General features: G+C 56.9%; 26 protein-coding genes. 17 read left to right on the top strand and 9 right to left on the bottom strand.

From position 1 onward, the window contains the following. Positions 1–3 precede the first annotated feature (3 nt). From F0319_RS08605 to F0319_RS08580, 6 genes are all read right to left on the bottom strand, one after another. Positions 4–1,383 (bottom strand): amidohydrolase family protein, encoded by a 1,380-nt coding sequence (locus tag F0319_RS08605; RefSeq protein WP_111965884.1) that lies wholly within the window; start codon positions 1,381–1,383, stop codon positions 4–6. Between the two features lies 1 nt (position 1,384). Then, positions 1,385–2,341, bottom strand: a complete 957-nt coding sequence (locus F0319_RS08600) for a carbamate kinase family protein (protein ID WP_111965885.1) — start codon at positions 2,339–2,341, stop codon at positions 1,385–1,387. Then, positions 2,338–3,891 (bottom strand): xanthine permease, encoded by a 1,554-nt coding sequence (locus F0319_RS08595; protein ID WP_115876113.1) that lies wholly within the window; start codon positions 3,889–3,891, stop codon positions 2,338–2,340. Before F0319_RS08595 ends, F0319_RS08600 begins: the two co-directional genes overlap by 4 nt. Positions 3,892–3,902: 11 nt before the next feature. After that, positions 3,903–5,318, bottom strand: coding sequence for a YlbE family protein (locus F0319_RS08590; RefSeq protein WP_188035091.1), 1,416 nt, complete (start codon positions 5,316–5,318; stop codon positions 3,903–3,905). Continuing rightward, positions 5,318–6,859, bottom strand: coding sequence for an acyl-CoA synthetase FdrA (fdrA, locus tag F0319_RS08585; RefSeq protein WP_149366682.1), 1,542 nt, complete (start codon positions 6,857–6,859; stop codon positions 5,318–5,320). The genes F0319_RS08590 and fdrA overlap by 1 nt, the downstream gene beginning before the upstream one ends. 108 nt (positions 6,860–6,967) lie before the next feature. Next, a complete protein-coding gene (locus tag F0319_RS08580) occupies positions 6,968–7,573 on the bottom strand; it encodes an ankyrin repeat domain-containing protein (protein ID WP_149366681.1) in 606 nt (201 codons plus the stop codon). Positions 7,574–7,893: 320 nt separating this feature from the next. On the opposite strand from F0319_RS08580, the gene F0319_RS08575 reads away from it, so the two are divergent. Continuing rightward, positions 7,894–8,823, top strand: coding sequence for a LysR substrate-binding domain-containing protein (locus F0319_RS08575; protein WP_149366680.1), 930 nt, complete (start codon positions 7,894–7,896; stop codon positions 8,821–8,823). On the opposite strand, the gene F0319_RS08570 is transcribed toward F0319_RS08575, so the two are convergent. Beyond that, positions 8,820–8,978: a YqaE/Pmp3 family membrane protein gene (locus F0319_RS08570; RefSeq protein ID WP_045286357.1), complete on the bottom strand. Its 159-nt coding sequence runs from the start codon at positions 8,976–8,978 to the stop codon at positions 8,820–8,822. The genes F0319_RS08575 and F0319_RS08570 overlap by 4 nt on opposite strands. 181 nt (positions 8,979–9,159) lie before the next feature. On the opposite strand from F0319_RS08570, the gene F0319_RS08565 reads away from it, so the two are divergent. The 3 genes from F0319_RS08565 to F0319_RS08555 all read left to right on the top strand — a co-directional run bounded on the left by F0319_RS08565 (position 9,160) and on the right by F0319_RS08555 (position 10,249). After that, complete coding sequence (locus F0319_RS08565; RefSeq protein ID WP_115876118.1) at positions 9,160–9,459, top strand: ArsR/SmtB family transcription factor; 300 nt, start codon at positions 9,160–9,162, stop codon at positions 9,457–9,459. Between the two features lie 9 nt (positions 9,460–9,468). Beyond that, positions 9,469–9,990, top strand: a complete 522-nt coding sequence (locus F0319_RS08560; RefSeq protein ID WP_149366679.1) for a rhodanese family protein — start codon at positions 9,469–9,471, stop codon at positions 9,988–9,990. Positions 9,991–10,069: 79 nt separating this feature from the next. Beyond that, entirely contained in the window at positions 10,070–10,249 is a 180-nt protein-coding gene (locus F0319_RS08555; protein WP_133295013.1) for a YodC family protein, read from the top strand. 38 nt (positions 10,250–10,287) lie between these two features. Here the strand turns inward: F0319_RS08555 and stpA are convergent, their stop codons facing one another. After that, positions 10,288–10,692, bottom strand: coding sequence for a DNA-binding protein StpA (gene stpA, locus F0319_RS08550; RefSeq protein WP_111965892.1), 405 nt, complete (start codon positions 10,690–10,692; stop codon positions 10,288–10,290). A gap of 494 nt (positions 10,693–11,186) precedes the next feature. Here stpA and alaE point away from each other — a divergent pair, with 494 nt between their 5' ends. Continuing rightward, the gene (gene alaE / locus F0319_RS08545; protein WP_008502567.1) at positions 11,187–11,636 is read left to right on the top strand and encodes an L-alanine exporter AlaE; all 450 of its coding nucleotides are present in this window, start codon (positions 11,187–11,189) and stop codon (positions 11,634–11,636) included. 32 nt (positions 11,637–11,668) lie between these two features. Here alaE and F0319_RS08540 read toward each other — a convergent pair whose 3' ends face one another. Then, positions 11,669–12,013, bottom strand: coding sequence for a DUF2002 family protein (locus tag F0319_RS08540; protein ID WP_023308923.1), 345 nt, complete (start codon positions 12,011–12,013; stop codon positions 11,669–11,671). Positions 12,014–12,173: 160 nt separating this feature from the next. On the opposite strand from F0319_RS08540, the gene F0319_RS08535 reads away from it, so the two are divergent. The 12 genes from F0319_RS08535 to emrB all read left to right on the top strand — a co-directional run bounded on the left by F0319_RS08535 (position 12,174) and on the right by emrB (position 25,152). Then, positions 12,174–12,500: an ElaB/YgaM/YqjD family protein gene (locus F0319_RS08535; protein WP_008502569.1), complete on the top strand. Its 327-nt coding sequence runs from the start codon at positions 12,174–12,176 to the stop codon at positions 12,498–12,500. Between the two features lie 252 nt (positions 12,501–12,752). Next, positions 12,753–12,992 (top strand): glutaredoxin-like protein NrdH, encoded by a 240-nt coding sequence (gene nrdH, locus F0319_RS08530; protein WP_111965893.1) that lies wholly within the window; start codon positions 12,753–12,755, stop codon positions 12,990–12,992. Next, positions 12,989–13,399, top strand: a complete 411-nt coding sequence (nrdI, locus tag F0319_RS08525) for a class Ib ribonucleoside-diphosphate reductase assembly flavoprotein NrdI (protein ID WP_133295016.1) — start codon at positions 12,989–12,991, stop codon at positions 13,397–13,399. Before nrdH ends, nrdI begins: the two co-directional genes overlap by 4 nt. Continuing rightward, positions 13,372–15,516 (top strand): class 1b ribonucleoside-diphosphate reductase subunit alpha, encoded by a 2,145-nt coding sequence (gene nrdE, locus F0319_RS08520; RefSeq protein WP_149366678.1) that lies wholly within the window; start codon positions 13,372–13,374, stop codon positions 15,514–15,516. Before nrdI ends, nrdE begins: the two co-directional genes overlap by 28 nt. Positions 15,517–15,525: 9 nt before the next feature. Beyond that, positions 15,526–16,485, top strand: coding sequence for a class 1b ribonucleoside-diphosphate reductase subunit beta (nrdF, locus tag F0319_RS08515; RefSeq protein WP_149366677.1), 960 nt, complete (start codon positions 15,526–15,528; stop codon positions 16,483–16,485). 330 nt (positions 16,486–16,815) lie between these two features. Then, positions 16,816–18,018, top strand: coding sequence for a glycine betaine/L-proline ABC transporter ATP-binding protein ProV (proV, locus tag F0319_RS08510; protein WP_024907685.1), 1,203 nt, complete (start codon positions 16,816–16,818; stop codon positions 18,016–18,018). Continuing rightward, positions 18,011–19,075: a glycine betaine/L-proline ABC transporter permease ProW gene (gene proW, locus F0319_RS08505; RefSeq protein WP_111965898.1), complete on the top strand. Its 1,065-nt coding sequence runs from the start codon at positions 18,011–18,013 to the stop codon at positions 19,073–19,075. The genes proV and proW overlap by 8 nt, the downstream gene beginning before the upstream one ends. A 9-nt stretch (positions 19,076–19,084) precedes the next feature. Next, positions 19,085–20,080 carry a glycine betaine/L-proline ABC transporter substrate-binding protein ProX gene (gene proX / locus F0319_RS08500; RefSeq protein ID WP_111965899.1) on the top strand — a complete coding sequence of 332 codons (996 nt, stop codon included), beginning with the start codon at positions 19,085–19,087 and terminating at the stop codon, positions 20,078–20,080. Between the two features lie 174 nt (positions 20,081–20,254). Next, on the top strand, positions 20,255–21,439 hold the full coding sequence (locus tag F0319_RS08495; RefSeq protein WP_127732096.1) for an MFS transporter: 1,185 nt from the start codon (positions 20,255–20,257) through the stop codon (positions 21,437–21,439). A 313-nt stretch (positions 21,440–21,752) separates the two neighbouring features. Continuing rightward, complete coding sequence (mprA, locus tag F0319_RS08490) at positions 21,753–22,283, top strand: transcriptional repressor MprA (protein WP_023333174.1); 531 nt, start codon at positions 21,753–21,755, stop codon at positions 22,281–22,283. Positions 22,284–22,409: 126 nt separating this feature from the next. Next, positions 22,410–23,582 carry a multidrug efflux MFS transporter periplasmic adaptor subunit EmrA gene (emrA, locus tag F0319_RS08485; RefSeq protein WP_045909303.1) on the top strand — a complete coding sequence of 391 codons (1,173 nt, stop codon included), beginning with the start codon at positions 22,410–22,412 and terminating at the stop codon, positions 23,580–23,582. A 16-nt stretch (positions 23,583–23,598) separates the two neighbouring features. Beyond that, the gene (gene emrB, locus F0319_RS08480; protein WP_149366676.1) at positions 23,599–25,152 is read left to right on the top strand and encodes a multidrug efflux MFS transporter permease subunit EmrB; all 1,554 of its coding nucleotides are present in this window, start codon (positions 23,599–23,601) and stop codon (positions 25,150–25,152) included. The last annotated feature ends 77 nt before the right edge of the window (positions 25,153–25,229 follow it).

Below are 25,229 nucleotides of genomic sequence, written 5' to 3'. Positions count from 1 at the left end.
ACATCAATCCACAACGCCCCAGACGAGGTTACCCTTGTGGAACGTTGCGGTACGCGGAGAGATGCGCGCCACGGCTTCGGCGGAACAGGAGGCGTCCACCAGCACAAAGCTGGCGTCATCCTGCGCTTTCGGCCATACGCGATCGCCTTTGTCGTTCAGGGGCAGCACGTCGCCGGTCGCGATACCTAATGCGCGGGAGAGCGTCTGCTCGTTCGGGCGGATGTAGAGCTGGGCGTAGAGATTAGCTTTTTCCAGCATGTCCCCCAGACCGTACGGCGACCAGTGGTCGATCACGCTGTCGGTTCCCGTCATCACAAACACGCCCTTGTCCCGCAGCTGCTTCAGCGGCATATGCAGGGTGCCAATCGGCACGGTGGAGGCGATGGTCACCTGCTGCGCCGCCATGCGGGTGGCGATCTCATCCACCTGCTTTTCGTTAAGCGTCGCCAGCGCAAAGGCGTGGCTGATGGTCAGCTTCCCCTTCAGCTCCGGCGTTTTCTCCACGGTTTCGACCATGTAGTTCACCGCCGCCACCCCCGCTGGGCTGGTCTCGTGCAGGTGAATATCCACTCCTTTGTCGTAGTCCAGCGCAATCTGGAACATCAGGTCGAGAGATTTCTCCATCGCGCCGTCGACGTTGGTCGGGTCCAGCCCGCCCACGTAGTGCGCCCCGGCCTGCATAGCCTCACGCATCAGCTTTTCGGAATGGGACAGCAGTAGCCCGTGCTGTGGGAAGGCGACGATTTCACAGTCAAAGCCGGGCTTACGGCGCGATAAAACCGCCTGCAGGTTTTCAAGATTCTTCAGGCCGGAGGTCGGCTCGATATTGCAGTGGCTGCGGGCTATGGTGGAGCCTTTCGACTGGATAAGATCGATCAGCTTTTCCGCTCGCTCCTGGGTGTAGGGCTGAAGCTCCGGCAGCAGCTTCTGTTCCAGGCGGATCATATCCTGAATGGTGGTACCTGCCGGGCGGTTGAGGGAACGCCACGGGCCGCCGTAAAAGGTTTTATCCAGGTGAATGTGCATGTCGCGCATCGCCGGAAGCATCAGCTTGTTGCCCGCGTCGTAGTGCGGCAGCGTGGCGTCGGCGTGGCGCTTGTTATCGCGCAGGGCGACGATCTTCCCGTCTTGAATCTCCAGCGTCTTCAGCTCGGTGCGGGTGCTCGTCGCCACGTTGCCGTCAAAATTAAACCCGGCTTCGAGCAGCACGTTGTCCAGATAGTAATGTTTCGCGGTGATATTCACAGGCTTACCGGTCTCGCAGAGTGGCTTTGCGGAGTCAGCAGCATACGCGACGGATCCGGTCGCGCCAAACAGCGCGCAGGCGGTAACCATTTTGCCGCTCTGGCTGATGAATTCACGGCGGCTTTTATTTTCACTCATCTTATCTTCCTTCATTCACAATATGGGTACCGGTTTCTCCGCGCAGCGCGGCGGGCAGGCAGTCCGGCGAGGTGATGATCACGCGCTTGCCGCCGTGATGTAAAAACGCCAGCGAGGCGACGATTTTGGGCAGCATGCTGCCCGCCGGGAAATGACCTTCTTCCATGTAGTGCGTCATCTCCGCTACGTCGACGGTCTCCAGCGCCTGTTGATTTGGCTTACCGAAGTTGACACACACCTTTTCCACGCCGGTGGTAATCACCAGCACGTCGGCGCCGATCTCGCGCGCCAGCAGCGCGGTGGAGAGATCTTTATCAATCACCGCGTCGACGCTCTGGTAATCGCCCTGCGCCGAGCGCACCACGGGAATACCGCCGCCGCCCGCGCCGATCACCACGAAGCCTTTTTGCGTCAGTGTCTTGATCGCGTCGGCCTCGACAATGCGCAGCGGCTGCGGGGAGGCCACCACGCGACGATATCCCCGGCCCGAATCTTCAACAAAGTGCCAGTCCGGGTGCGCGAGCTGCAGTTCGTCTCGCTGCGCCTCGCTGAAGAACGCGCCGATCGGCTTCGTGGGGTGCGCAAAGCCGGGATCGTTTTTATCCACTTCCACCTGCGTGACGACCGTGACCGCCTTTTGCTCGCCGCGCGCGGCAAGGCGGTTGTTCAGCGCCTGCTGGATCAGGTAGCCAATGCCGCCCTGGGTGTCCGCCACGCAGTTTGCCAGCGGCGTCAGAGGGAGCCCTTCCCGCTCGTGGGCGATTTCAGCGCGGCGCAGATCCAGCCCCACCTGCGGACCGTTGCCGTGGGTAAGCACGATGTCATAGTCGGAGGCCAGCATTTCGAGCACCGTGTCTGCCACCGCTTTGACCGCCTGCGCCTGATGTTCAACCGACTGGCTGGCGTTGTCTTTGATAATGCTGTTGCCGCCGATGGCAACGACCATAAGCTCTTTCATACGTGTTCCTTCGCAACATTACCCGACGCGGCGCTCGCAACTTCCCGGCTGTCGAGAAAATGCTTCACCACAAACATGCCGCCCATCATCAGATACGCGGTGACGAACATCAGCGAACTGCCTTCGGCAAAACCCACCACCGGGGCGTGGATCACCCCGAACAGCGCCAGCAGTGCCCCGCCCGCCGCGGCCACGGCTCCGCGCAGCGGTTTGTTGATAATGGCAAAGATGGCGATACAGCCCCACAGCATGCTGGCAAGCGGTGCCCCGTTCCCCAGATGGACTAATCCTTCGTAGTAGATCCCTTTGCTGTGCAGCACGTCGGTACCGATTTTGGCGGCATTCGTGCCCGCCGCTCCCATCACGCTGTTCATCATGGTCAGCGCCCAGTTGGCGATCCACGGGAACAGGCAGATGAAGATCACGGGCACTTCCACCTTCGGCGTTTCCCTCACCACCTGGTTGGCGGTGACCACGCCGATAAACACCAGAATCGGCACGATGGCGGTCATCGGAATGATGGCGAGCATAAACGCCCCCAGCCCGAAAAGCGGCACAATGAACATGGTCACGCCGGAGGCCAGCGTGTAGCCGATGCTGGCCCCCATCGCTTTCCAGCCGGGATGGCCGACGTAAACCGTCACCGGGAACGGGTTCCCCATCAGGCAGCCGAGCATGGAGGCCAGACCGTTCGCCAGCATGACTTTACGCGTCGGGTATTCATCCCCCGCCGCGTGGGCACTTTCGATGTTCTCCAGGTCAAAGATGTAGTTCGCCAGCCCCAGCGGTACGGCAGAGGCAAGATACGGCAGCGCGTGCGGCAGGCCCTGCAGGAAGCCTTCCACATGCACCTGCGGCGGGTTAAAGCCGAAGGATGACATGGACGCTTTAATCGCTTCCGGGCTCTGCAGGCCAGAGATCCACGCCAGTGCGGTACCGGCTATCAGCAACAGCAGGCCGGTAGGGATTCTGGCGAAAATCGGCTTTTTGCCGAACCAGTTGATGAAGATCAGCAGCAGGACGATGAACGATACGGTCGGCGCTTCAAACGCCTGCAGCATCGGGTTCATCGCCAGCAGCAGCAGGCCTAAACCGGACAGGCATGACAGCAGCACGGTGCGCGGGATCATCTTGCGGATGGTTTCGCCCAGGAATGAACCGCCCGCAAGAATCATCGCCTCAACGAAGCACCAGACAAGGCCAATCTGAATAGCAAACTCCGCATCGCCCGTTTGCTGATACACCGGCATCAGCACCAGGAAGGTCACGGTAAAAATTGACGGCGCGCTGGGGCCGGACGGCAGCGCTGTCACGTCCGTGCGCCCGGTCTGGCGCGCCATCTGCATGCCGAACCACGCGTAGCAGATACTCGCGGCCAGCACCGCCAGCCCGAAGGCCGGCGCGATGCGTCCATAAACAATCTCCTTCGGGATGCCGACGACAAAAATGAGCAACCCCATCATGGTCAGCAAATTGGTCAGGTTGTTGGTCATCAACCCGAAATAAGCCGCCCAGTCACCTCTTTTCCACTCCAGTTTCATGTTTTTCATGGATGCATGCCTTATAAAAAGTAGCGATCGCGGAAGGTCAACAGCGCCTTTTCAAAACAGCTAAACGGCGGGTGAACGATGCCCGCCCCAATCATGCCGATGCCCGCGTCTTTGTGCGCAATGGCGGTATTGATGACCGGCAGAATGCCGCTGCCAGCGACCTTCGTGATGTCGATGGCGGTCGGGATCCCCATAAACGAGAGCAGCGGAATGGTGACGTTCGGGTTTTCTCCGAGGGTGATTTCGCGCATCTGGCGGGAGAAGTCGATAGCTTCCTCCACCGTCCCGCCCACCAGGGCGACAATCGCCGGAGCCGTCGCCATCGCAAAGCCGCCGATGCCGTAGGTTTCGGTAATGGCGCTGTCGCCGATATCCAGCCCGGAATCTTCCGGCCGGTAGCCCGCAAACATCGGGCCAATCACCTTCTGCGCCGGGCCGGTGAACCACTGCCCCGGAAGCCCCGAAACGCGCAGGCCGAATTCGTAGCCGTTGCGCGCCATGGTGGTAACCACGGTGCTGTATTCAATGCCGTGGGCGGCGTCCAGCGCGGCTTTACACATCGCCATCCACGTCGGGCCGGAGAAGTAGTCGCTGCTGGCAACAAACTCGAACACCTCGCGCTGCTGCTCCACCGGATAGCCCGCCTGAATTAGCCCCGGCGCCAGCGCCTGGATCAGCAGCGTCGTGCCCGCGTTATTGCGGTTGTGGCACTCGTCGCCCATGTGCAGCGCCTGGGCCAGCATCAGGCGCAGGTCGATTTCGCCGATAATCTTCATCGCGTCGCGCAGCATCGGGCCGAGCACGTCGCGCATCCAGTTCAGGCGGTCGATGACGCTCTGGTCGTTGGCCCCCATGCGCAGGATCTTCGCCATCTGCTCGCTAAGGTTGGTGAACGCGCGGTTGCCGTAGGTTTTGTTTTCAACGATGTGCATAAACATCGACGCGGAGGTGACGCCCGCCATGGAGCCCACGCAGTCGTGCTCGTGGCACGGCGAGAAGGCGATCTTCCCGGAGGCGGCAAGTCGCGCCGCGTCGTCCAGATCTTTCGCCAGCCCTTCAAACACCAGCGCCCCGGTGACCGCGCCCTTCATCGCGCCGCACATGTTTTCCCAGGAGACAGGCGGACCGGCGTGCAGAATGGTGGTGCGGGTCATCCCCGGCACAACGTTAATCGCCTGGTCATAGCCCACCAGCACCGGATGAGACTGAATAATGCGCTCAAGGGCGATTTGGTTGGCAGCGGCGATTTTCTCCGCCAGCGGTTTTTCCGCCAGCTGGTCGAGCGCTTCAACGACCTGCATATTGCCCTGCCCCGGCGGCGTCCAGTCGAGCTGGGTCACGGGAACGTGCTGCTTTTTAAGATCGTCGCTGAACATCGCGAGACCCACGTTAATGACGTTCAGCGGCTGGTTAAATAAGGTAGTCATTATGCGTTCTCCCCTTTGCAGACAAATTCGCGTGCCAGTAATCCGGTATTGGTGCTGCTGCTGGCCCAGATGACGCCTGCGTCGGTCAGCAGCTGACACTGCTGCGCCAGCGACTGCGGATCCTGGTCGGTGCCGAGCACGTAGCCGAGGATCTCCAGCGGACGGTTATCGGCCTTCGCGATCGCCTGTGCTTCTTTAATGGCGTCGATCATCACGCCGACCGGATCCTCGTGGGCGCCGAAGCCGAGCACAAAGTCCATCACAATCACCCCGACTTCCGGGTCGCGAGCCTCCTGGAGCAGGCGGCTGATGCGGTTGGTCGGGTCAATCATCGGGTGCGGCTTGCCGTTGGTGAAATCGTCATCGCCAAAGTCGAGGAAGGTGTGGGCTTTACTGACGCTGATGTCGCTCAGGCGCTTAGCTGGATCCGGCTGGATGTTGCTGTAAACGTCGTCGAATTTCGCAAGAGCGGCAAACATCGCCTCGTCGCACAGGGTGCCGCCGCAGAACAGGCCGCGAATGTACTTCTGCTGCGGGGTCAGGCGAGCGCGCACCTCTTCAATTAATGGCCAGTTGAGCGGGTGCAGATCGAGGGACTCTTTTTTGATGCCGGTGAGCAGGACGGCCTTCAGCGCCGCCTCTTTGGTGCCGCGCGCGAACTGCAGTCCGTCCTCATCGGCGGGCGGTTCATTGCGCCCGAGGAAGCACGCGATCACGGGCTTACCACAGGCGCGCGCGCGGGCCAGCACTTTCTCCGCCACCGCAGGCGCGGGCGGCTTGGAGATCAGCGCAATCACTTCTGTACCCTCGTCGGCTTCCAGCATGTCGATGGCGTCGAGCATCATCAGGCCGCCGATCTTCTCGCTGAGATCGCGTCCGCCGGTGCCGATCAGCTGCGACACGCCGCCGCCGAATTCGTGAATACGCACGCTCAGCTCCTGGCTGCCGGTGCCGGATGCGCCGACGATACCAATCGGTCCGCGACGCACCGCGTTGGCGAAGCACAGTCCCGCGCCGTTGATGATGGCGGTGCCGCAGTCCGGCCCCATCATCAGCAACCCTTTCTGGTGCGCCAGCTGCTTCAGCGCCAGCTCGTCGTCAAGCGACACGTTATCGGAAAACAGCATCACGTTGAGATCGTTTTCCAGCGCCTGACGCGCTTCGCGGGCGGCGAAGGTCCCGTTGACGGAAATCACCGCGAGGTTGCTGTCCGGGCGATGGGTTTTGGCGCTGGCAATCGTCGCGTAGCGCGCTTCATGGGAGCCCGCGCTCTCTTTACGCGTGAACAGCGCTTCAATAGCGGCCAGCGTTTCTTCATTCGCCGCGTCGCCTTTAATGACGATCATCAGGTCACCGTTTTTCGCCTCATTTAATTCCGGCGTTAACAGCCCGAGGTTTTTTAAAACGCCCTTATTCATTTCCGTTGCCATGGCGACAAAGGCCTGTTCGACGCCCGGCAATTTATTGGCTTTAGTGGAAACGGACATTAATGATACGGAGTCAAAATAGGTGTTCTTTTTAATCACGATTTTCGTTGGCATTATTTGCACCTGTTCGCGGATAAAAGGAGGCCGCCGTCGTGCAAAATGCACGTCGGTAAAAATGCTTTATTTAATTAGCGGCCAGCCGGAATGGGCTGACCGACCGTCTTATGCGCCCGCCGCCAGCAGCAGGTCTGCAATCTCGGTGAAGCCTTTCTCCCGCGCCAGTTCGAGCGGGGTTTTGCCGTATTTGTCGGTCATATGCGGGTTCGCGCCATGCTCCAGCAGCAGCTTCACGATATCCTGCTGCTTTGCGCCGCCGTCGTTGAGTACGATGGCTTCCAGCAGCGGCGTCCAGCCGACAAAATTGGTGTGGTTAACGTTGATATCGGTTTTTTCCAGCAGCTCGCGGACGATCTCCACGTGCCCTTTTTCACTGGCTGGCGTAATGCCTACGCCGCCGAAGCGCGTCAGGCGGTCGAGATCCGGGTTCGCGGGTAATACCAGCCGCAGGAGAGTTATATCGTTCGTCAGGCAGCTAATCAGGAAGGGGTTAAAGCAGGTCTGATCCTGTTTATCAATATCCGCCCCGGCGGCAATTAAGAACTCCACGCAGGCATAATGTTTTTTCAGGCTGGCAATAATAACGGCGGTTCTTTTCTGGCGGTTCGTGGCGTTAATATCCACGCCCTTCTCCAGACAGGCTTTTAGCGCATCGCTATTGCCTTCTTCTGCCGCCAGCAAAAATTCCGTAACCAGTTCAGTTGCAGACATATTCAGACTCCCGATGTTTTTATTTCTGTTGACCTGAGAATAGCAACAGCCTGGTCATAAAAGAATCCGCTTAAAAATGATTCATCGACAGACAATTCATTGTTGAGGTAAATTCAACAAACCGGTCAAAACGTGCGTCTGTGCAACCTTTTTCTTATGTTTAACCGCTTTTTAGCGCGTCAAAACGCATTATGCTTATGTCTGAAAAAGCCTTGTATGGCGCGGCATTGATGAAATAGCCAGAACTGTGATCGGCTTCAAATGCGTTGTAACGACGCTGTTAAAATATGTTCAAAACTGATGGCTGAAGGGAGTGAGATATGAATTCCATCTTTACCGAGGAGAACCTGCTGGCCTTTACCACCGCCGCACGCTTCGGCAGCTTCAGCAAAGCCGCCGCCGAACTGGGTGTAACGACCTCCGCCATCAGTTACACCATTAAGCGCATGGAGACCGGGCTGGACGTGGTGCTGTTCGTCCGCAGCACGCGCAGCATTGAGCTAACCGAGTCCGGCTTTTACTTTTACCGCAAAGCCACCGACCTGCTTAACGACTTTCACGCCATCAAGCGCGGGATTGATACCATTTCACAGGGCATCGAGGCGCGTGTACGCATCTGTATCAACCAGCTGTTGTATACGCCGCGCCATACCGCGCGGCTGCTACAGGTGCTGAAAAAGCAGTTCCCCACCTGTCAGATCACCGTCACCACCGAGGTCTATAACGGCGTGTGGGACTCCATCATCAACAACCAGGCCAATATCGCCATTGGCGCGCCGGACACGCTGCTCGACGGCGGCGGAATTGACTACACCGAAATCGGCGCCATTCGCTGGGTGTTTGCCATCGCGCCGGAGCACCCGCTGGCGTTCGTTCCGGAACCGATAGCGGAAAGCCAGCTGCGCCTGTATCCCAACATCATGGTGGAAGATACCGCGCACACCATTAACAAAAAGGTCGGCTGGCTGCTGCACGGGCAGGAGGCGATTCTGGTGCCGGACTTTAACACCAAGTGTCAGTGTCAGATCCTGGGCGAAGGGATAGGCTTTTTGCCGGAATATATGGCGCGGGAAGCGGTTGAAGATGGCCTGCTGGTGACGCGGCGTATCAATAACCCACGTCAGGACTCGCGCATGCTGCTCGCCACGCAGCATGCCGCAACCGGCCAGGTCACGCGCTGGATCAAGAAGGAGTTTGGCCCTGCGGGGGTGCTGACCGATATTTATAGCGATTTACTGTGGCGCGCTTAGCTTTTGCTCTGTACCCAAAAAGCGTGAATGAGGCCGGGGAAGTAACCCAGCAGCGTCAGAAGAATGTTGATAATAAACGCCCAGCCAAACCCTTTGCCTAACAGCACGCCCAGCGGCGGCAACAGGATGGTAAAAACAATACGCCAAAAACCCATATCAAAACTCCGTGCAAGCTAATCCATTGAAAATAATAAAGAGAACTCTTTGTAAGCATAGCCAGTTTACCCGGCTGCGCCAGTTCTCTGCCCCGCGTTTACCCTCGTTTACGCTTTTGACGCTGGCTTAATGCGCACAATTACTTTAGCATTACCTTAATTAAGAAAACACTAAAGTACCATGACTGAACTCGAACAGCTTCAGGCCAGCGCCGAGCAGGCCGCCACACTCTTAAAAGCGATGAGCAACCCGCGTAGGCTGCTGATCCTCTGCACCCTGTGCGGAGCGCCCGGCACCAGCGCGGGAGAACTGGCGCGAGCCACGGGGCTTAGTCCTTCCGCCACATCGCAGCATCTGGCGCGCATGCGTGAGGAAGGTCTTATCGACAGCACCCGCGACGCGCAGCGCATTCTCTATTTCATTAAAAACGATGCGGTGCATCAGCTCATCAGCACCCTGAAAAAGCTTTATTGCCCGTAAGGAGCCGCTATGTCACTTCCCCTTATTTCGCCGCGCGAGGCCAGTGCCCGCATCGCTGAAGGCGCAAAACTGATTGATATTCGTGATGCCGATGAGTACGCCCGCGAGCATATTCCCGCCGCGCGGTCCGTGCCGCTGGGTACCTTACCCGGTGGACTTAAAACGCAGGCGGGCGAAACGGGGATTTTTCACTGCCAGTCCGGCGCCCGTACCTCAGGCAATGCCGATCGCCTGGCGCAGGCTGCCGTTCCCGCTCAGGCATTTGTGGTCGAGGGTGGCATTCAGGGCTGGAAGCAGGCCGGGCTGCCAACTGTCGAAGACAAATCCCAGCCGCTGCCGCTGATGCGTCAGGTGCAAATTGCCGCCGGGCTGCTGATACTCTGTGGCGTGGTTCTGGGCTATAGCGTCTCCAGCGGCTTTTTCCTGCTCAGCGGCTTTGTCGGTGCCGGGCTGCTGTTTGCCGGTGTGACGGGCTTTTGCGGCATGGCGCGACTGCTTAGGGTGATGCCATGGAACCGACGTAACTCATAAGCAGTAATCGGTGAAATACGCTGTACCCGGCGTCATGCGTGGGCTAATGTGAAGATCGCTAAAACGATGAGGAGGTAATATGTTTTCTGTCGGTGATTATGTGCAACCGCGTAAAGGCGGCCCGAAACTGAAAGTGCTCGAAGTGAACGGTGACAGCATTGTGGCGGTCCAGGCCAGCAATGAGCAAGGCGAGAAATATACGCTGAAAGCCGCCGATGTTGCGCCGTATAGCGAAGAAGGTGATTTCGGCGTCTGCTGAACAGATAACCGGGCGGCATGTTCCGCCCGGTCAACGCATTAGATTAGAAAATCATCCAGTGATTTACCGTTTTCCAGCGCGCTGGCAATAGGCTTAGGCGTGCGGCCCTGGCCGGTCCACGTTTTCTCTTCACCGTTCTGGTCAATAAAGCGATATTTTGCTTCACGCGGCTTACGCTTTTTCGTTTGCTTACCCGCCAGCGCCAGTTCAGAGCCCAGCAGATCGGTCGGTGAAATACCATCGGCTTTCATCAGTTCCAGCAGGGCATTAATTTTTTCCTGCTGCTCGGCGCGCTGCTGCTCTAATTCCGTCAGTTCACTCCGTTTCTCTTCAGTAACGACCCTGACCTTTTCCAGCATTTCCTCAAGAACGTCCAGGGATAATTCACGCGCCATGGCGCGCAGGGTTCGGATATTATTAAGATTCTGTAACGTCAAAGACATATTATTTGAAAACCTTTCTTTGGGGTAAATAGATAAATCGCCGACAGAATAATTCATTTGAGTTGAAATATCTACCCAAGGGTCCGTATGGGCTTCAGTGTAAATATATTAAAATCTCATTGCGAATAATAGCGCACGGGGCTGCCAGGAAACAGGGGAATCTAATCACCGCATTAATATAAATGGTCAACTTTACTCCAAATCGCAGCATACTTCGCCGCTGTCAGAAGGCGGATTCGTCGCCTGCGCCATCAATAAAACCAAACTATTGATTTTGATATAAAAAAAGCCAAACAAGAGAGATTATAACGATCGGAGCAAAAAACGAACAACTTTAGAGAATTTTGTGGACAAAAGGCGATTAAATAAAAATTAATCACTAGTTGTTAGTTCAAACTCAGAGATATACGCTATACACGTCAAACAAACCAACCTAAAGCACTATGCGCTGAAGGGAAATCGTTTCTTTTGTGTTCTTCTCAAGGAGTTCAGACATGTTCTCGCCGCAATCTCGCCTGCGCCACGCGGTGGCGGATACCTTCGCGATGGTTGTTTACTGTTCCGTCGTGAACATGCTGATCGAAATATTCCTCTCCGGAATGTCCTTCGAGCAGTCACTTTCTTCTCGTCTGGTGGCGATCCCGGTCAATATTATTATTGCATGGCCTTACGGATTATACCGCGATGCGGTAATGCGTTTCGCGCGTCGAATTAGTCCTGCAGGCTGGGTGAAAAACCTGGCAGACGTCCTGGCGTATGTAACGTTCCAGTCGCCGGTTTACGTGGCCATTCTTCTGACAGTCGGCGCAGACTGGCACCAGATCGCTGCGGCAGTGAGTTCGAATATTGTCATTTCGATGCTGATGGGAGCCGTTTACGGCTATTTCCTCGACTACTGCCGCCGCCTGTTTAAGGTCAGCCAGTACAGCCAGGCAAAAGCGTGATGTGAAGCGACTGGCGCACGCCAGTCGCGGATTTACTGTACGTCGCCAAACAGTCCCTTCAAAAATCGCTCCAGCGCCATACGCGAACTGAAACCGTGCGGAATACCATAATGCTCATGCCGTTCACCGCCTAAATAGAGCGGAAATTGCTGATAATGATCGCAGGTTTTAATATCCGAGGCAGGCTCAGCAAATGACAGGCTTCTGTCTTTCAGCGTCGGGTGAATAATGAGAGCGGTACGTCCCATTCTTGCTTCGCGATTAACATAAACATAATTCTCGCCGCGGCGATATCCATACGCTTTTGGCGTCACCTCATCCATGGTGAATCCCTCTTTTTCAAGAACGCGTGCCACCTCGTCAGGTCGTAAATACATATCTTTTCCTCGTTATCTTTTCCTGCCCGGCAACCTTACAGTATTCAGCAATAGCAGGGCTTTCAGAATAGTCCATAAACTGCCGGATAACGCGTGATGGGCTTCAGATATTAAATTTCTGAACTAAACTGAACGGGAACACAAAATTACGGAGGATCGCATGTTTAACAGACCGAACCGAAACGATATTAACGACGACGCTCAGGATATTCGTAATGATGTCAGCCAATTAGCGGATACGCTGGAAGAGGTGCTGAAGTCCTGGGGAAGTGACGCGAAGGACGAAGCGGATGCCGCAAAGCGTAAGGCTCAGTCTCTGCTCCGTGAAACCCGCGCACGTTTAAACGGCCGCACGCGTACGACACAGGCTGCCTGCGATGCGGTCAGCTGCGCAACGACCTTCGTGCGCGAAAAACCGCTCTGTACGCTCGGCACGGTAGCGGCAGTCGGTATCTTCGTGGGCGCTCTGCTTAGCCTGCGTAAATAACCCGAACGCGCACCGTTATCTGCCCCGGTGGTCAGTAGCTGCCGGGGCTTTTCTTTATCTTCTCGCCTGTAAAACCCGTATAGCCTGCCCTGCCCCGCTGGGCTCATCATCGGGACATCATCAATCTAAATTTCCCATATCTTGTATGGTTGAAACTTAAGGCAACTACATCTAGTATTCCTTGTAGCAAGACACACACAACCTGACGCGATGATTCGCGCCGTTCTCTCATTTTAAATGGAAATACGAATCATGAGCATTATTATTTACACTCGTAACGATTGTGTTCAGTGCCACGCGACCAAACGGGCGATGGAAAGCCGCGGCGTGGCGTTTGAGATGGTGAATATTGACCAGCAGCCCGAGGCCGCAGACACCCTTCGCGCGCAGGGTTTCCGTCAGCTTCCGGTGGTAGTAGCCGGGGAGACCAGCTGGTCAGGCTTTCGCCCGGACATGATCAACCGCCTCGCCTCGCAGGCCGCACGGGCATGAGCAGACTGGTGTTCTTCTCCAGCAGCTCGGAAAACACGCTCCGTTTTATTGAGCGCGTCGGGCTGCCTGCGGTGCGCATTCCGCTCAACGAGCGGGAGCGGATCCGTGTAGAGGAACCGTACATTCTGGTGGTGCCCAGCTATGGCGGAGGCGGTACGGCGGGCGCGGTACCTCGCCAGGTGATCCGCTTTCTGAACGATCCTCATAATCGCGGGCTAATCCGCGGCGTGATCGCGGCGGGGAATCGCAATTTCGGCGATGCCTTTTGCCGCGCCGGGGATGTCATCTCTCAAAAATGCGGCGTGCCGTATCTCTATCGCTTTGAGCTGATGGGGACGCAGCAGGACGTCGAAAACGTGCGTAAAGGAGTGAACGAATTTTGGCAACGACAACCGCAGAACGGGTAATGCAGGCGACGCCGGATTACCACGCATTAAACGCGATGCTTAACCTCTATGACCGGGAGGGACGCATTCAGTTTGATAAAGACCGTGAGGCGGTGGACGCCTTTTTTGCCGCCCACGTGCGGCCCAACAGCGTGACCTTTGCCAGCCAGGATGAACGTCTTGACCATCTGGTTAACGAGGGTTACTACGACGCGCGCGTACTCACCCGCTACGACCGTGCCTTTGTGGTGAAGCTGTTTGAACGCGCCCACGCCAGCGGTTTTCGTTTCCAGACTTTCCTCGGCGCATGGAAGTACTACACCAGCTATACGCTGAAGACTTTCGACGGCAAACGCTACTTAGAGAGCTTTGAAGATCGCGTGGTGATGGTCGCACTGACCCTGGCGCAGGGCGATGAAGCGCTGGCGCAACAGCTCACCGACGAGATCCTCTCCGGCCGCTTCCAGCCCGCCACGCCGACCTTCCTCAACTGCGGTAAAGCCCAGCGCGGCGAGCTGGTTTCCTGCTTCCTGCTGCGTATCGAAGATAACATGGAGTCGATTGGCCGCGCGGTGAACTCGGCGCTGCAGCTTTCCAAACGCGGCGGTGGCGTGGCGTTTCTGCTTTCTAACCTGCGTGAAGCGGGCGCGCCGATCAAGCGCATCGAAAACCAGTCTTCCGGCGTGATCCCGGTGATGAAGATGCTGGAGGATGCGTTCTCTTATGCTAACCAGCTTGGCGCGCGCCAGGGTGCGGGAGCGGTTTACCTGCACGCGCATCATCCGGACATTCTGCGTTTTCTCGATACCAAACGCGAAAACGCCGACGAAAAAATCCGCATCAAAACCCTGTCGCTGGGCGTGGTGATCCCGGATATCACCTTTAAACTGGCCAAAGAGAATGCCGACATGGCGCTCTTCTCGCCGTACGACGTTGAGCGTATTTACGGCAAAGCGTTTGGCGATGTGGCCATCAGCGAGCTGTACAACGAGCTGGTGGCTGACGATCGCATTCGCAAAAAAACCATCAACGCCCGCGATTTCTTCCAGACGCTTGCGGAGATCCAGTTTGAGTCCGGCTATCCGTACATCATGTATGAAGATACGGTGAACCGCGCGAACCCGATTGCCGGGCGCATCAATATGAGCAACCTGTGCTCGGAGATTTTGCAGGTCAACAGCGCATCGGCCTACGACGAGAATTTGGACTACGCGGACGTCGGCAAGGATATCTCCTGCAACCTCGGGTCGCTGAATATTGCCCACACCATGGATTCCCCAGACTTTGGCCGCACGGTGGAGACCGCCATTCGCGGGCTAACGGCGGTATCGGACATGAGCCATATCCGCAGCGTGCCGTCTATTGAAGCGGGTAACGCCGCGTCGCACGCCATCGGGCTGGGGCAGATGAACCTGCACGGCTACCTGGCGCGGGAGGGCATCGCCTACGGCAGTCCGGAAGGGCTGGACTTCACCAACCTCTATTTCTACACCATTACCTGGCACGCGCTGCACACCTCGATGATGCTGGCGCGCGAGCGCAACCAGCGGTTCGCGGGCTTTGAGCAGTCCCGCTACGCCAGCGGGGAATACTTCAGCCAGTATCTGGAAGGCGACTGGCAGCCGAAAACCGAAAAAGTGCGCGAACTGTTTGCCCGCGCGGGGATTACTCTGCCGACGCGCGAGATGTGGCACCAGCTGCGTGACGACGTGATTCGCTACGGCATTTATAACCAGAACCTGCAGGCCGTGCCGCCAACCGGTTCGATCTCCTATATCAACCACGCCACGTCGAGCATTCACCCGATCGTGTCGAAAATTGAAATTCGTAAGGAAGGCAAAACCGGGCGCGTTTACTACCCTGCCCCGTTTATGACCAATGAGAACCTGGCTTTATACCAGGACGCGTATGAGATCGGCCCGGAAAAAATCATCGACACCTACGCCGAGGCGACGAAACACGTGGATCAGGGGCTCTCGCTGACGCTGTTCTTCCCGGATACCGCCACCACGAGGGATATCAACAGGGCGCAGATCTACGCCTGGAAGAAAGGCATCAAAACGCTCTACTACATTCGCCTGCGCCAGCTTGCGCTGGAAGGCACCGAAATCGAAGGCTGCGTGTCCTGCGCGCTGTAAGGAGAAAGGATGAAACTGTCACGCGTGAGTGCCGTGAACTGGAACAAAATCCAGGACGACAAAGACCTGGAGGTGTGGAACCGCCTGACCAGCAACTTCTGGCTGCCGGAAAAGGTCCCGCTCTCCAACGATATTCCGGCCTGGCAAACGCTCGGCCACGCCGAGCAGCAGCTGACGATCCGCGTCTTTACCGGCCTGACGCTGCTGGACACCATTCAGAATACCGTTGGCGCACCTGCTCTGATGAGCGACGCGCTGACGCCGCACGAAGAGGCGGTGATGTCGAACATCAGCTTTATGGAGGCGGTGCACGCCCGCTCTTACAGCTCGATTTTCTCCACGCTGTGCCAGACCAAAGACGTGGATGCAGCCTATACCTGGAGTGAAGAGAGTGAGTCATTACAGAGAAAGGCGGAGCTGGTACTGACGTATTATCGGGCCGACGAGCCGCTGAAGAAGAAAATCGCCAGCGTATTCCTGGAATCGTTCCTCTTCTATTCCGGCTTCTGGCTGCCCATGTACTGGTCGAGCCGGGGCAAGCTCACCAACACCGCCGATTTGATTCGCCTTATCATTCGTGATGAAGCGGTACATGGGTATTATATCGGCTATAAGTATCAGAAAGGGCTGGAGAAAATCAGCGAGGCAAAGCGCGATGAGCTTAAAGGCTTTGCGCTCGATTTGCTGATGGATCTGTACGACAACGAGTTGAGCTATACCGAGGAACTCTACGCCGGCACCGGCTGGGAGGAAGACGTGAAGGCCTTCCTCTGCTACAACGCCAACAAGGCGCTGATGAACCTGGGCTACGAGGCGCTTTTCCCACCGGAGATGGCGGAAGTGAACCCGGCCATTCTGGCTGCGCTGTCGCCCAACGCCGACGAAAACCACGATTTCTTCTCGGGATCGGGCTCATCGTATGTGATGGGCAAAGTGGTGGAAACCGAAGATGAAGACTGGGATTTTTAATGAACGTTAACGTTCGTTAATTTAATATAAACCCAACAATTTCCTCTCTAATATTTACAAAGCAACTACACTGTCATTTCCACGCCATATTCGCCTGAATCGTCCGATTCAGGCGAAATTCCCCGACTCCAGAGCAAAAAATTGAGAAAAATTCAAATCACGCTCGGCCCTTTATTCATGGGAAATTCAGCCGTTTCGCTTCCCTGAAAATTCATGCCATAAGCAAACCCAGGGTTGTCTCAGATTCTCAGTATGTTAGGGTTATGCCCGTTAACAATTTACCATGGTAATCATATCGGCATAAACAAATAACGGGACACTCTCTATTGCATGGCAATTAAATTAGAAGTGAAAAATCTTTATAAAGTATTTGGCGAGCACCCGCAGCGCGCATTCAAATATATTGAGAAAGGCCTCACAAAAGAGCAAATTCTGGAAAAAACCGGGCTATCGCTTGGCGTTAAAGACGCCAGTCTGGCCATTGAAGAAGGCGAGATTTTTGTCATCATGGGATTATCCGGTTCGGGTAAATCCACTATGGTTCGCCTTCTCAATCGCCTGATTGAACCCACCCGCGGACAGGTGCTGATTGACGGCGTGGATATCGCCAGAATATCAGACGCCGAGCTTCGCGAGGTGCGCAGAAAGAAGATCGCAATGGTGTTTCAGTCATTCGCACTAATGCCGCACATGACGGTACTGGATAATACCGCCTTCGGCATGGAATTAGCCGGCACGCCGGCTCAGGAACGTCAGGAAAAAGCTCTGGATGCACTGCGTCAGGTTGGGCTGGAAAATTATGCGCATGCGTACCCGGATGAACTTTCCGGCGGTATGCGCCAGCGCGTGGGATTAGCCCGCGCATTAGCCATTAATCCAGACATATTATTAATGGACGAAGCCTTCTCCGCCCTCGATCCGTTAATTCGTACCGAGATGCAGGACGAGCTGGTAAAATTACAGGCTAAACATCAGCGAACCATTGTGTTTATTTCCCACGATCTGGATGAAGCCATGCGTATTGGCGACCGTATTGCCATTATGCAAAACGGTGAAGTGGTGCAGGTCGGCACGCCGGATGAAATTCTCAATAATCCGGCGAATGATTATGTACGCACCTTCTTCCGCGGCGTGGATATTAGCCAGGTCTTTAGCGCCAAAGATATTGCCCGTCGAACGCCAAACGGCATTATTCGTAAAACCCCAGGTTTCGGCCCACGCTCGGCGCTTAAGCTGCTGCAGGACGAAGACCGTGAATACGGTTATCTGGTTGAACGCGGCAATAAATTTGTCGGCGTTGTCTCCATCGACTCCCTGAAAACCGCGCTTGGCGAAAACAGGGGCATCGATGCGGCGTTAATTGACGCTCCGCTTGCCGTGGACGCCGAAACGCCGCTCAGCGAGTTGCTTTCTCACGTGGGACAGGCACCGTGTGCCGTGCCGGTCGTGGGTGAAGAACAACAGTACGTCGGCATCATCTCAAAACGCATGCTGCTGCAGGCTTTAGATCGCGAGGGGGCAAACAATGGCTGACCAATCAAACCCGTGGGGCACCGCTGATGCATCGGACAGCGCTACTCAATCCGCCGATGCGTGGGGTTCCACGCCAGCTCCTGCCGATGGCGGCGGCGCGGCAGACTGGCTCAATAGCGCACCCGCGCCTGCGCCAGAGCACTTCAACATCATGGATCCGTTCCATAAAACGCTGATCCCGCTGGACAGCTGGGTCACGGAGGGGATCGACTGGGTGGTGACGCACTTCCGCCCGGTTTTCCAGGGGATCCGCATTCCGGTGGATTACATCCTGAACGGCTTCCAGCAGCTGATGCTGGGCATGCCGGCGCCGGTGGCGATTATTCTGTTCTCTCTGATTGCCTGGCAGTTTGGCAGCGCCGGGATGGGGATCGCCACGCTGATTTCGCTGATTGCCATCGGCGCGATTGGGGCCTGGTCGCAGGCGATGATCACCCTGGCGCTGGTGCTGACTGCCCTGCTCTTCTGCATCGTCATCGGCCTGCCGATGGGGATCTGGCTGGCGCGCAGCCCGCGGGCGGCGAAGATTATCCGTCCGCTGCTGGATGCAATGCAGACTACCCCGGCATTCGTCTATCTGGTGCCGATTGTGATGCTGTTCGGCATCGGCAACGTGCCGGGCGTGGTGGTCACCATTATCTTCGCGCTGCCGCCGATTATTCGTCTGACCATTCTCGGGATCAACCAGGTGCCTGCGGACCTGATCGAAGCGTCACGCTCGTTCGGCGCCAGCCCGCGCCAGATGCTGTTTAAGGTTCAGCTCCCGCTGGCCATGCCAACCATCATGGCGGGCGTTAACCAGACGCTGATGCTGGCCCTTTCGATGGTGGTGATTGCCTCGATGATCGCCGTTGGCGGTCTGGGTCAGATGGTGCTGCGCGGCATTGGCCGTCTCGACATGGGGCTGGCTACCGTTGGCGGCGTCGGGATTGTGATCCTCGCCATTATTCTTGACCGCCTGACCCAGGCCGTCGGTCGCGATTCACGCAGTCGCGGCAACCGTCGCTGGTATTCCACCGGCCCTGTCGGGTTACTCACCCGCCCATTTATAAAATAAGGAACAACGATGCGACATAACGTACTTTTTGCCACAGCGTTTGCCACCCTTGTCTCCACCAGCACGTTTGCGGCAGACCTGCCGGGCAAAGGCATTACCGTGCAGCCGGTGCAGAGCACCATTTCGGAAGAGAGCTTCCAGACCCTGATCGTCAGCCGCGCGCTGGAAAAACTGGGCTATACGGTTAACACGCCGAGCGAAGTGGATTACAACGTGGGCTACACCTCGATTGCCTCCGGTGACGCCACCTTTACCGCCGTCAACTGGCAGCCGCTGCACGACGACATGTATGCCGCCGCCGGTGGCGACAAGAAATTCTATCGTGAGGGTACCTTCGTGACGGGCGCGGCGCAGGGTTATCTGATCGACAAGAAAACCGCCGATAAGTACCACATCACCAATATTGAACAGCTGAAAGATCCGAAGATCGCCAAACTGTTTGACACCAACGGTGACGGCAAGGCCGACATGATGGGCTGCTCGCCTGGCTGGGGCTGTGAAGCGGTGATTAACCACCAGAACAAAGCTTTCGATCTGGCGAAAACGGTCGACGTGAGCCACGGCAACTATTCAGCGATGATGGCCGACACCATTGCCCGCTTCAAAGAGGGTAAACCGGTGATCTACTATACCTGGACGCCGTACTGGGTGAGCGACGTGCTGAAGCCGGGTAAAGACGTGGTGTGGCTGCAGGTGCCGTTCTCTTCCCTGCCGGGCGAGCAGAAAGATATCGACACCAAACTGCCGAACGGCATGAACTACGGCTTCCCGGTGAACACCATGCATATCGTGGCGAACAAAGCCTGGGCGGAGAAAAACCCGGCGGCGGCGAAGCTGTTTTCGGTAATGAAGCTGCCGCTGGCTGACATCAACGCCCAGAACGCGATGATGCACGCGGGCAAATCGTCTGAAGCGGATGTCAAAGGCCACGTCGACGGCTGGATCAAAGCCCACCAGCAGCAGTTTGACGGCTGGGTGAAAGAGGCGCTTGAGGCGCAGAAGTAAAACATTTTTCCTCACCCTAACCCTCTCCCAAAGGGAGAGGGCCGGGGTGAGGGGATCAAACCGCACCCAACCTAAACCGCACAATCCATCACCCAACAATCCCCCAACTTTCACAATCATTAGCTATTATGGTTTCCGGAAAAATAATCACTCAACTAACGATTCCTGAAACTAATGACAAAAACAACTCAAGGGCTTAGCCCCGCACTCATCCTTTTAATGTCCGTGGCAACGGGTCTGGCCGTCGCCAGCAACTATTACGCGCAGCCTCTTCTCGACACCATCGCCCGCGCGTTCAATCTCTCCGCCAGCTCCGCAGGCTTTATCGTCACCGCAGCACAGCTAGGCTATGCCGCCGGGCTGCTGTTTCTGGTGCCGCTGGGCGATATGTTTGAACGCCGAATGCTGATCGTCTCCATGACCCTGCTGGCCGCCGGTGGGATGCTGATCACCGCCAGCAGCCAGTCGCTGACGATGATGATCGTCGGAACCGCGCTAACGGGACTGTTCTCCGTGGTGGCGCAAATTCTGGTCCCGCTCGCCGCGACTCTCGCCTCTCCGGAAAAACGCGGCAAGGTGGTGGGTACCATCATGAGCGGCCTGCTGCTGGGGATTTTGCTGGCTCGTACCGTTGCAGGGCTGCTGGCAAGCCTCGGCGGCTGGCGCACCGTATACTGGGTGGCGAGCGTGCTGATGGTCGTTATGGCGCTGGCGCTGTGGCGCGGGCTGCCAAAAGTGAAGCAGGAAAATCACCTGAACTACCCGCAGCTGCTGGCCTCCGTTTTCAGCCTGTTCACCCAAGATAAGCTTCTGCGCACTCGCGCCCTGCTGGGCTGCTTCACCTTCGCTAACTTCAGCATTCTGTGGACGTCGATGGCGTTTCTGCTGGCCGCACCGCCGTTCAATTATTCCGAAGGGGTGATTGGCCTGTTCGGCCTGGCCGGTGCCGCAGGCGCGCTGGGCGCGCGTCCCGCAGGCGGGCTGGCCGACAAGGGCAAATCCCACCTGACCACCTCCGCAGGACTGATTTTACTTCTGCTCTCCTGGGCGGCGATCTGGTACGGACACATCTCGGTGCTGGCGCTGATCGTCGGTATCCTGGTACTCGATCTCACCGTACAGGGCGTTCACATTACCAATCAGACCGTTATCTATCGCGTGAAGCCAGAGGCGCGTAACCGCCTGACGGCCGGCTACATGACCAGCTACTTTATCGGCGGCGCTGCGGGTTCGCTAATTTCAGCGTCGGCGTGGCAGCATGCGGGCTGGTCGGGGGTGTGTGCGATTGGGGCCATCGTCGCTACCCTCAACCTGCTAGTATGGTGGCGCGGTTACCACCGTCAGGATGCAATTAACTAACATTTACATTGAGTTGGCCTCTTAGGGTGTTAAGAGGCCCTTCACTCTGTTAATGTAAACGTAATCATTTATCCCAGAAATTTTAATGTGGGTGACATATTTACAATTGGCATGAATAGTTCAGACCCCTGTCCTCACATCCTTTCCTCAGCGGGTTCATACCCTACGCTTTCTGTGCTCACCGGGTCACGGACTTACCCGGCGCTTTCTGATGGTGACATAAGTTTGGCGGATATAACCGCACAAATAATTCATTTACATTATTTGTCACTGTCGTTACTATATCGGCTGTAATTAATGAGGTTATGCCCAAATGGATAGTTCGTTTACGCCCATTGAACAAATGCTTAAATTCCGCGCCAGTCGCCATGAGGACTTTCCGTACCAGGAAATCCTGCTGACTCGCCTGTGCATGCACATGCAGGGTAAGCTGCTGGAAAACCGTAATAAAATGCTGAAAGCTCAAGGGATTAACGAGACATTGTTTATGGCGTTGATCACGCTGGAGTCTCAGGAAAATCACAGCATTCAGCCTTCCGAACTGAGCTGCGCGCTGGGCTCCTCCCGTACCAATGCGACCCGTATTGCCGATGAACTCGAAAAGCGTGGCTGGATTGAGCGCCGCGAAAGCGACAACGATCGCCGCTGCCTGCATCTGCAACTGACCGATAAAGGTCACCAGTTCCTGCGCGAGGTGCTGCCACCTCAGCACAATTGCCTGCACAAACTCTGGTCTGTCCTCAGCACTGCCGAGCGCGACCAGCTTGAGCACATCACTCGCAAGCTGCTCACCCGTCTGGACCAGATGGATGAAGACGGCGCCGTTCTTGAGGCGCTGCGCTAACGCGACGACACGCTCACCATTCCTGATTCATAAGAAAACCGACAGGCCAGCACGTCACACTGCTGGCCTTTCTGACAACAGGTCGGCTCAGCCGATGTGAAAATAAGAAGATCGTGGAGAACAACAATGAGCGCAAATGCGGAGAGCACTACCCCGCAGCAACCGGCCAACAAGAAAGGCAAACGTAAGAGCGCCCTTCTTCTGTTGACCTTGCTCTTTATCATTATTGCCGTGGCATATGGGATCTATTGGTTTTTAGTACTGCGTCATGCTGAAGAGACTGACGACGCGTACGTGGCAGGGAACCAGGTACAAATTATGGCGCAGGTGTCGGGCAGCGTGACGAAAGTCTGGGCTGACAATACCGACTTTGTGCAAAAAGGCGATGTGTTGGTGACCCTCGATCCAACCGACGCCCAGCAGGCGTTTGAAAAAGCACAGACCGCGCTCGCCTCGAGCGTCCGTCAGACCCGCCAGCTGATGATCAACAGCAAACAGCTGCAGGCCAACATCGACGTGCAGAAAACCGCACTCGCACAGGCGCAGAGCGACCTGAACCGCCGCGTGCCGCTCGGGACGGCTAACCTGATTGGCCGTGAAGAGCTGCAGCACGCCCGCGACGCCGTTGCCAGCGCTCAGGCACAGCTGGACGTGGCGATTCAACAGTACAACGCCAACCAGGCGATGGTGCTGGGCACCAGTCTGGAAAACCAGCCCGCCGTACAGCAGGCGGCGACTGAAGTGCGCAACGCGTGGCTTGCCCTGCAGCGTACCAAAATCGTCAGCCCGATGACCGGCTATGTCTCCCGTCGTTCCGTCCAGCCAGGGGCACAGATTAGCCCAACCACGCCGCTGATGGCGGTCGTGCCGGCGGACAACCTGTGGGTAGACGCTAACTTTAAAGAGACGCAGCTTGCCCATATGCGTATCGGCCAGACCGCGACGGTTGTCAGCGACATTTACGGCGATGACGTGAAGTACACCGGCAAAGTGGTCGGCCTGGATATGGGGACCGGCAGCGCCTTCTCCCTGCTGCCTGCGCAGAACGCCACCGGTAACTGGATCAAAGTGGTTCAGCGTCTGCCCGTACGTATTGAGCTGGATGCTAAACAGCTGGCGGATCACCCGCTGCGTATCGGCCTCTCTACGCTGGTGACGGTTGACACCGCCAACCGCGACGGTCAGATCCTGGCAAGCCAGGTGCGCAGCAGCCCGGCTTATGAAAGTAACGCCCGTGAAATTAGCCTCGATCCGGTCAACAAGCTGATCGATGACATCGTGAAGGCAAACGCCGGTTAATCCGAAGGTGAGCGTTATGCAACAGCAAAAGCCTCAAAAACCGCTGGAAGGGGCGCAGCTGGTCATTATGACCATCGCGCTGTCGCTGGCTACATTCATGCAGGTGCTGGACTCCACCATCGCAAACGTGGCGATCCCGACCATTGCCGGTAACCTTGGCTCGTCGCTGAGCCAGGGGACCTGGGTCATTACCTCGTTTGGGGTGGCAAACGCCATCTCCATTCCGATTACCGGCTGGCTGGCAAAGCGCGTCGGTGAGGTGAAGCTGTTCCTCTGGTCCACGGTGGCGTTTGTACTGGCCTCGTGGGCGTGCGGCATGTCCAGCAGCCTGACGATGCTGATTTTCTTCCGCGTCATTCAGGGGATTGTCGCCGGGCCGCTGATCCCGCTTTCTCAGAGTTTGCTGCTGAGCAACTACCCTCCCGCAAAACGTTCCGTCGCGCTGGCGCTCTGGTCGATGACCGTTATCGTCGCGCCCATCTGCGGACCGATTCTGGGCGGGTACATCAGCGATAACTACCACTGGGGCTGGATCTTCTTCATCAACGTACCGATTGGCGCCGTCGTGGTATTAATGACGCTGCAGTCGCTGCGGGGACGTGAGACCCGCACCGAACAGCGGCGAATCGACAGCATCGGGCTGGCGCTGCTGATCCTGGGTATCGGCAGTCTGCAGATCATGCTCGACCGCGGTAAAGAGCTCGACTGGTTCAACTCGCAGGAAATTATCATCCTGACCATTGTCGCGGTGGTGTCGATAAGCTTCCTGATCGTCTGGGAGCTGACGGACGACAACCCGATAGTCGATCTCTCGCTGTTTAAGTCGCGAAACTTTACCATCGGCTGCCTGTGTATCAGCCTCGCCTATATGCTCTACTTCGGCGCGATTGTTCTGCTGCCGCAGCTATTGCAGGAGGTGTATGGCTATACCGCAACCTGGGCGGGTCTGGCCTCAGCACCGGTCGGGGTGATCCCGGTCCTGCTGTCACCGATAATTGGCCGCTTCGCCCATAAGCTCGACATGCGCCGTCTGGTGACGTTCAGCTTCATCATGTATGCGGTGTGCTTCTACTGGCGTGCGTATACCTTTGAGCCAGGAATGGACTTTGGCGCCTCTGCGTGGCCGCAGTTCATTCAGGGCTTCGCGGTCGCGTGCTTCTTTATGCCGCTGACTACCATCACGCTCTCTGGCTTACCGCCCGAGCGTCTGGCGGCCGCGTCGAGCCTGTCGAACTTCACCCGTACGCTAGCGGGCTCCATCGGTACGTCGATCACCACCACCCTGTGGACGAACCGTGAATCTATGCACCACGCCCAGCTGACCGAAGCGGTGAACCCGTACAACCCAAATGCTCAGCAGATGTATAGCCAGCTTCAGGGGATGGGAATGACGGAGCAGCAGGCGTCCGGCTGGATTGCCCAGCAGATAACCAACCAGGGGCTAATTATCTCGGCCAACGAGATTTTCTGGATATCGGCAGGGATCTTTATCATCCTGCTGGGGCTGGTGTGGTTTGCCAGACCGCCGTTTGGTGCCGGCGGCGGCGGCGGCGGCGGCGGTGCGCATTAATCCTCTGCGCTGGTAGCCGCCACAGGGCAACCGCCCCGGTTGTCCAGAACGCGACAGCGATTGTCAGTTTCGATAAA

It is taken from the genome of Enterobacter vonholyi, assembly GCF_008364555.1.
GTDB lineage: Bacteria > Pseudomonadota > Gammaproteobacteria > Enterobacterales > Enterobacteriaceae > Enterobacter > Enterobacter vonholyi.
This window is presented reverse-complemented; position numbering and strand designations above follow the sequence as displayed.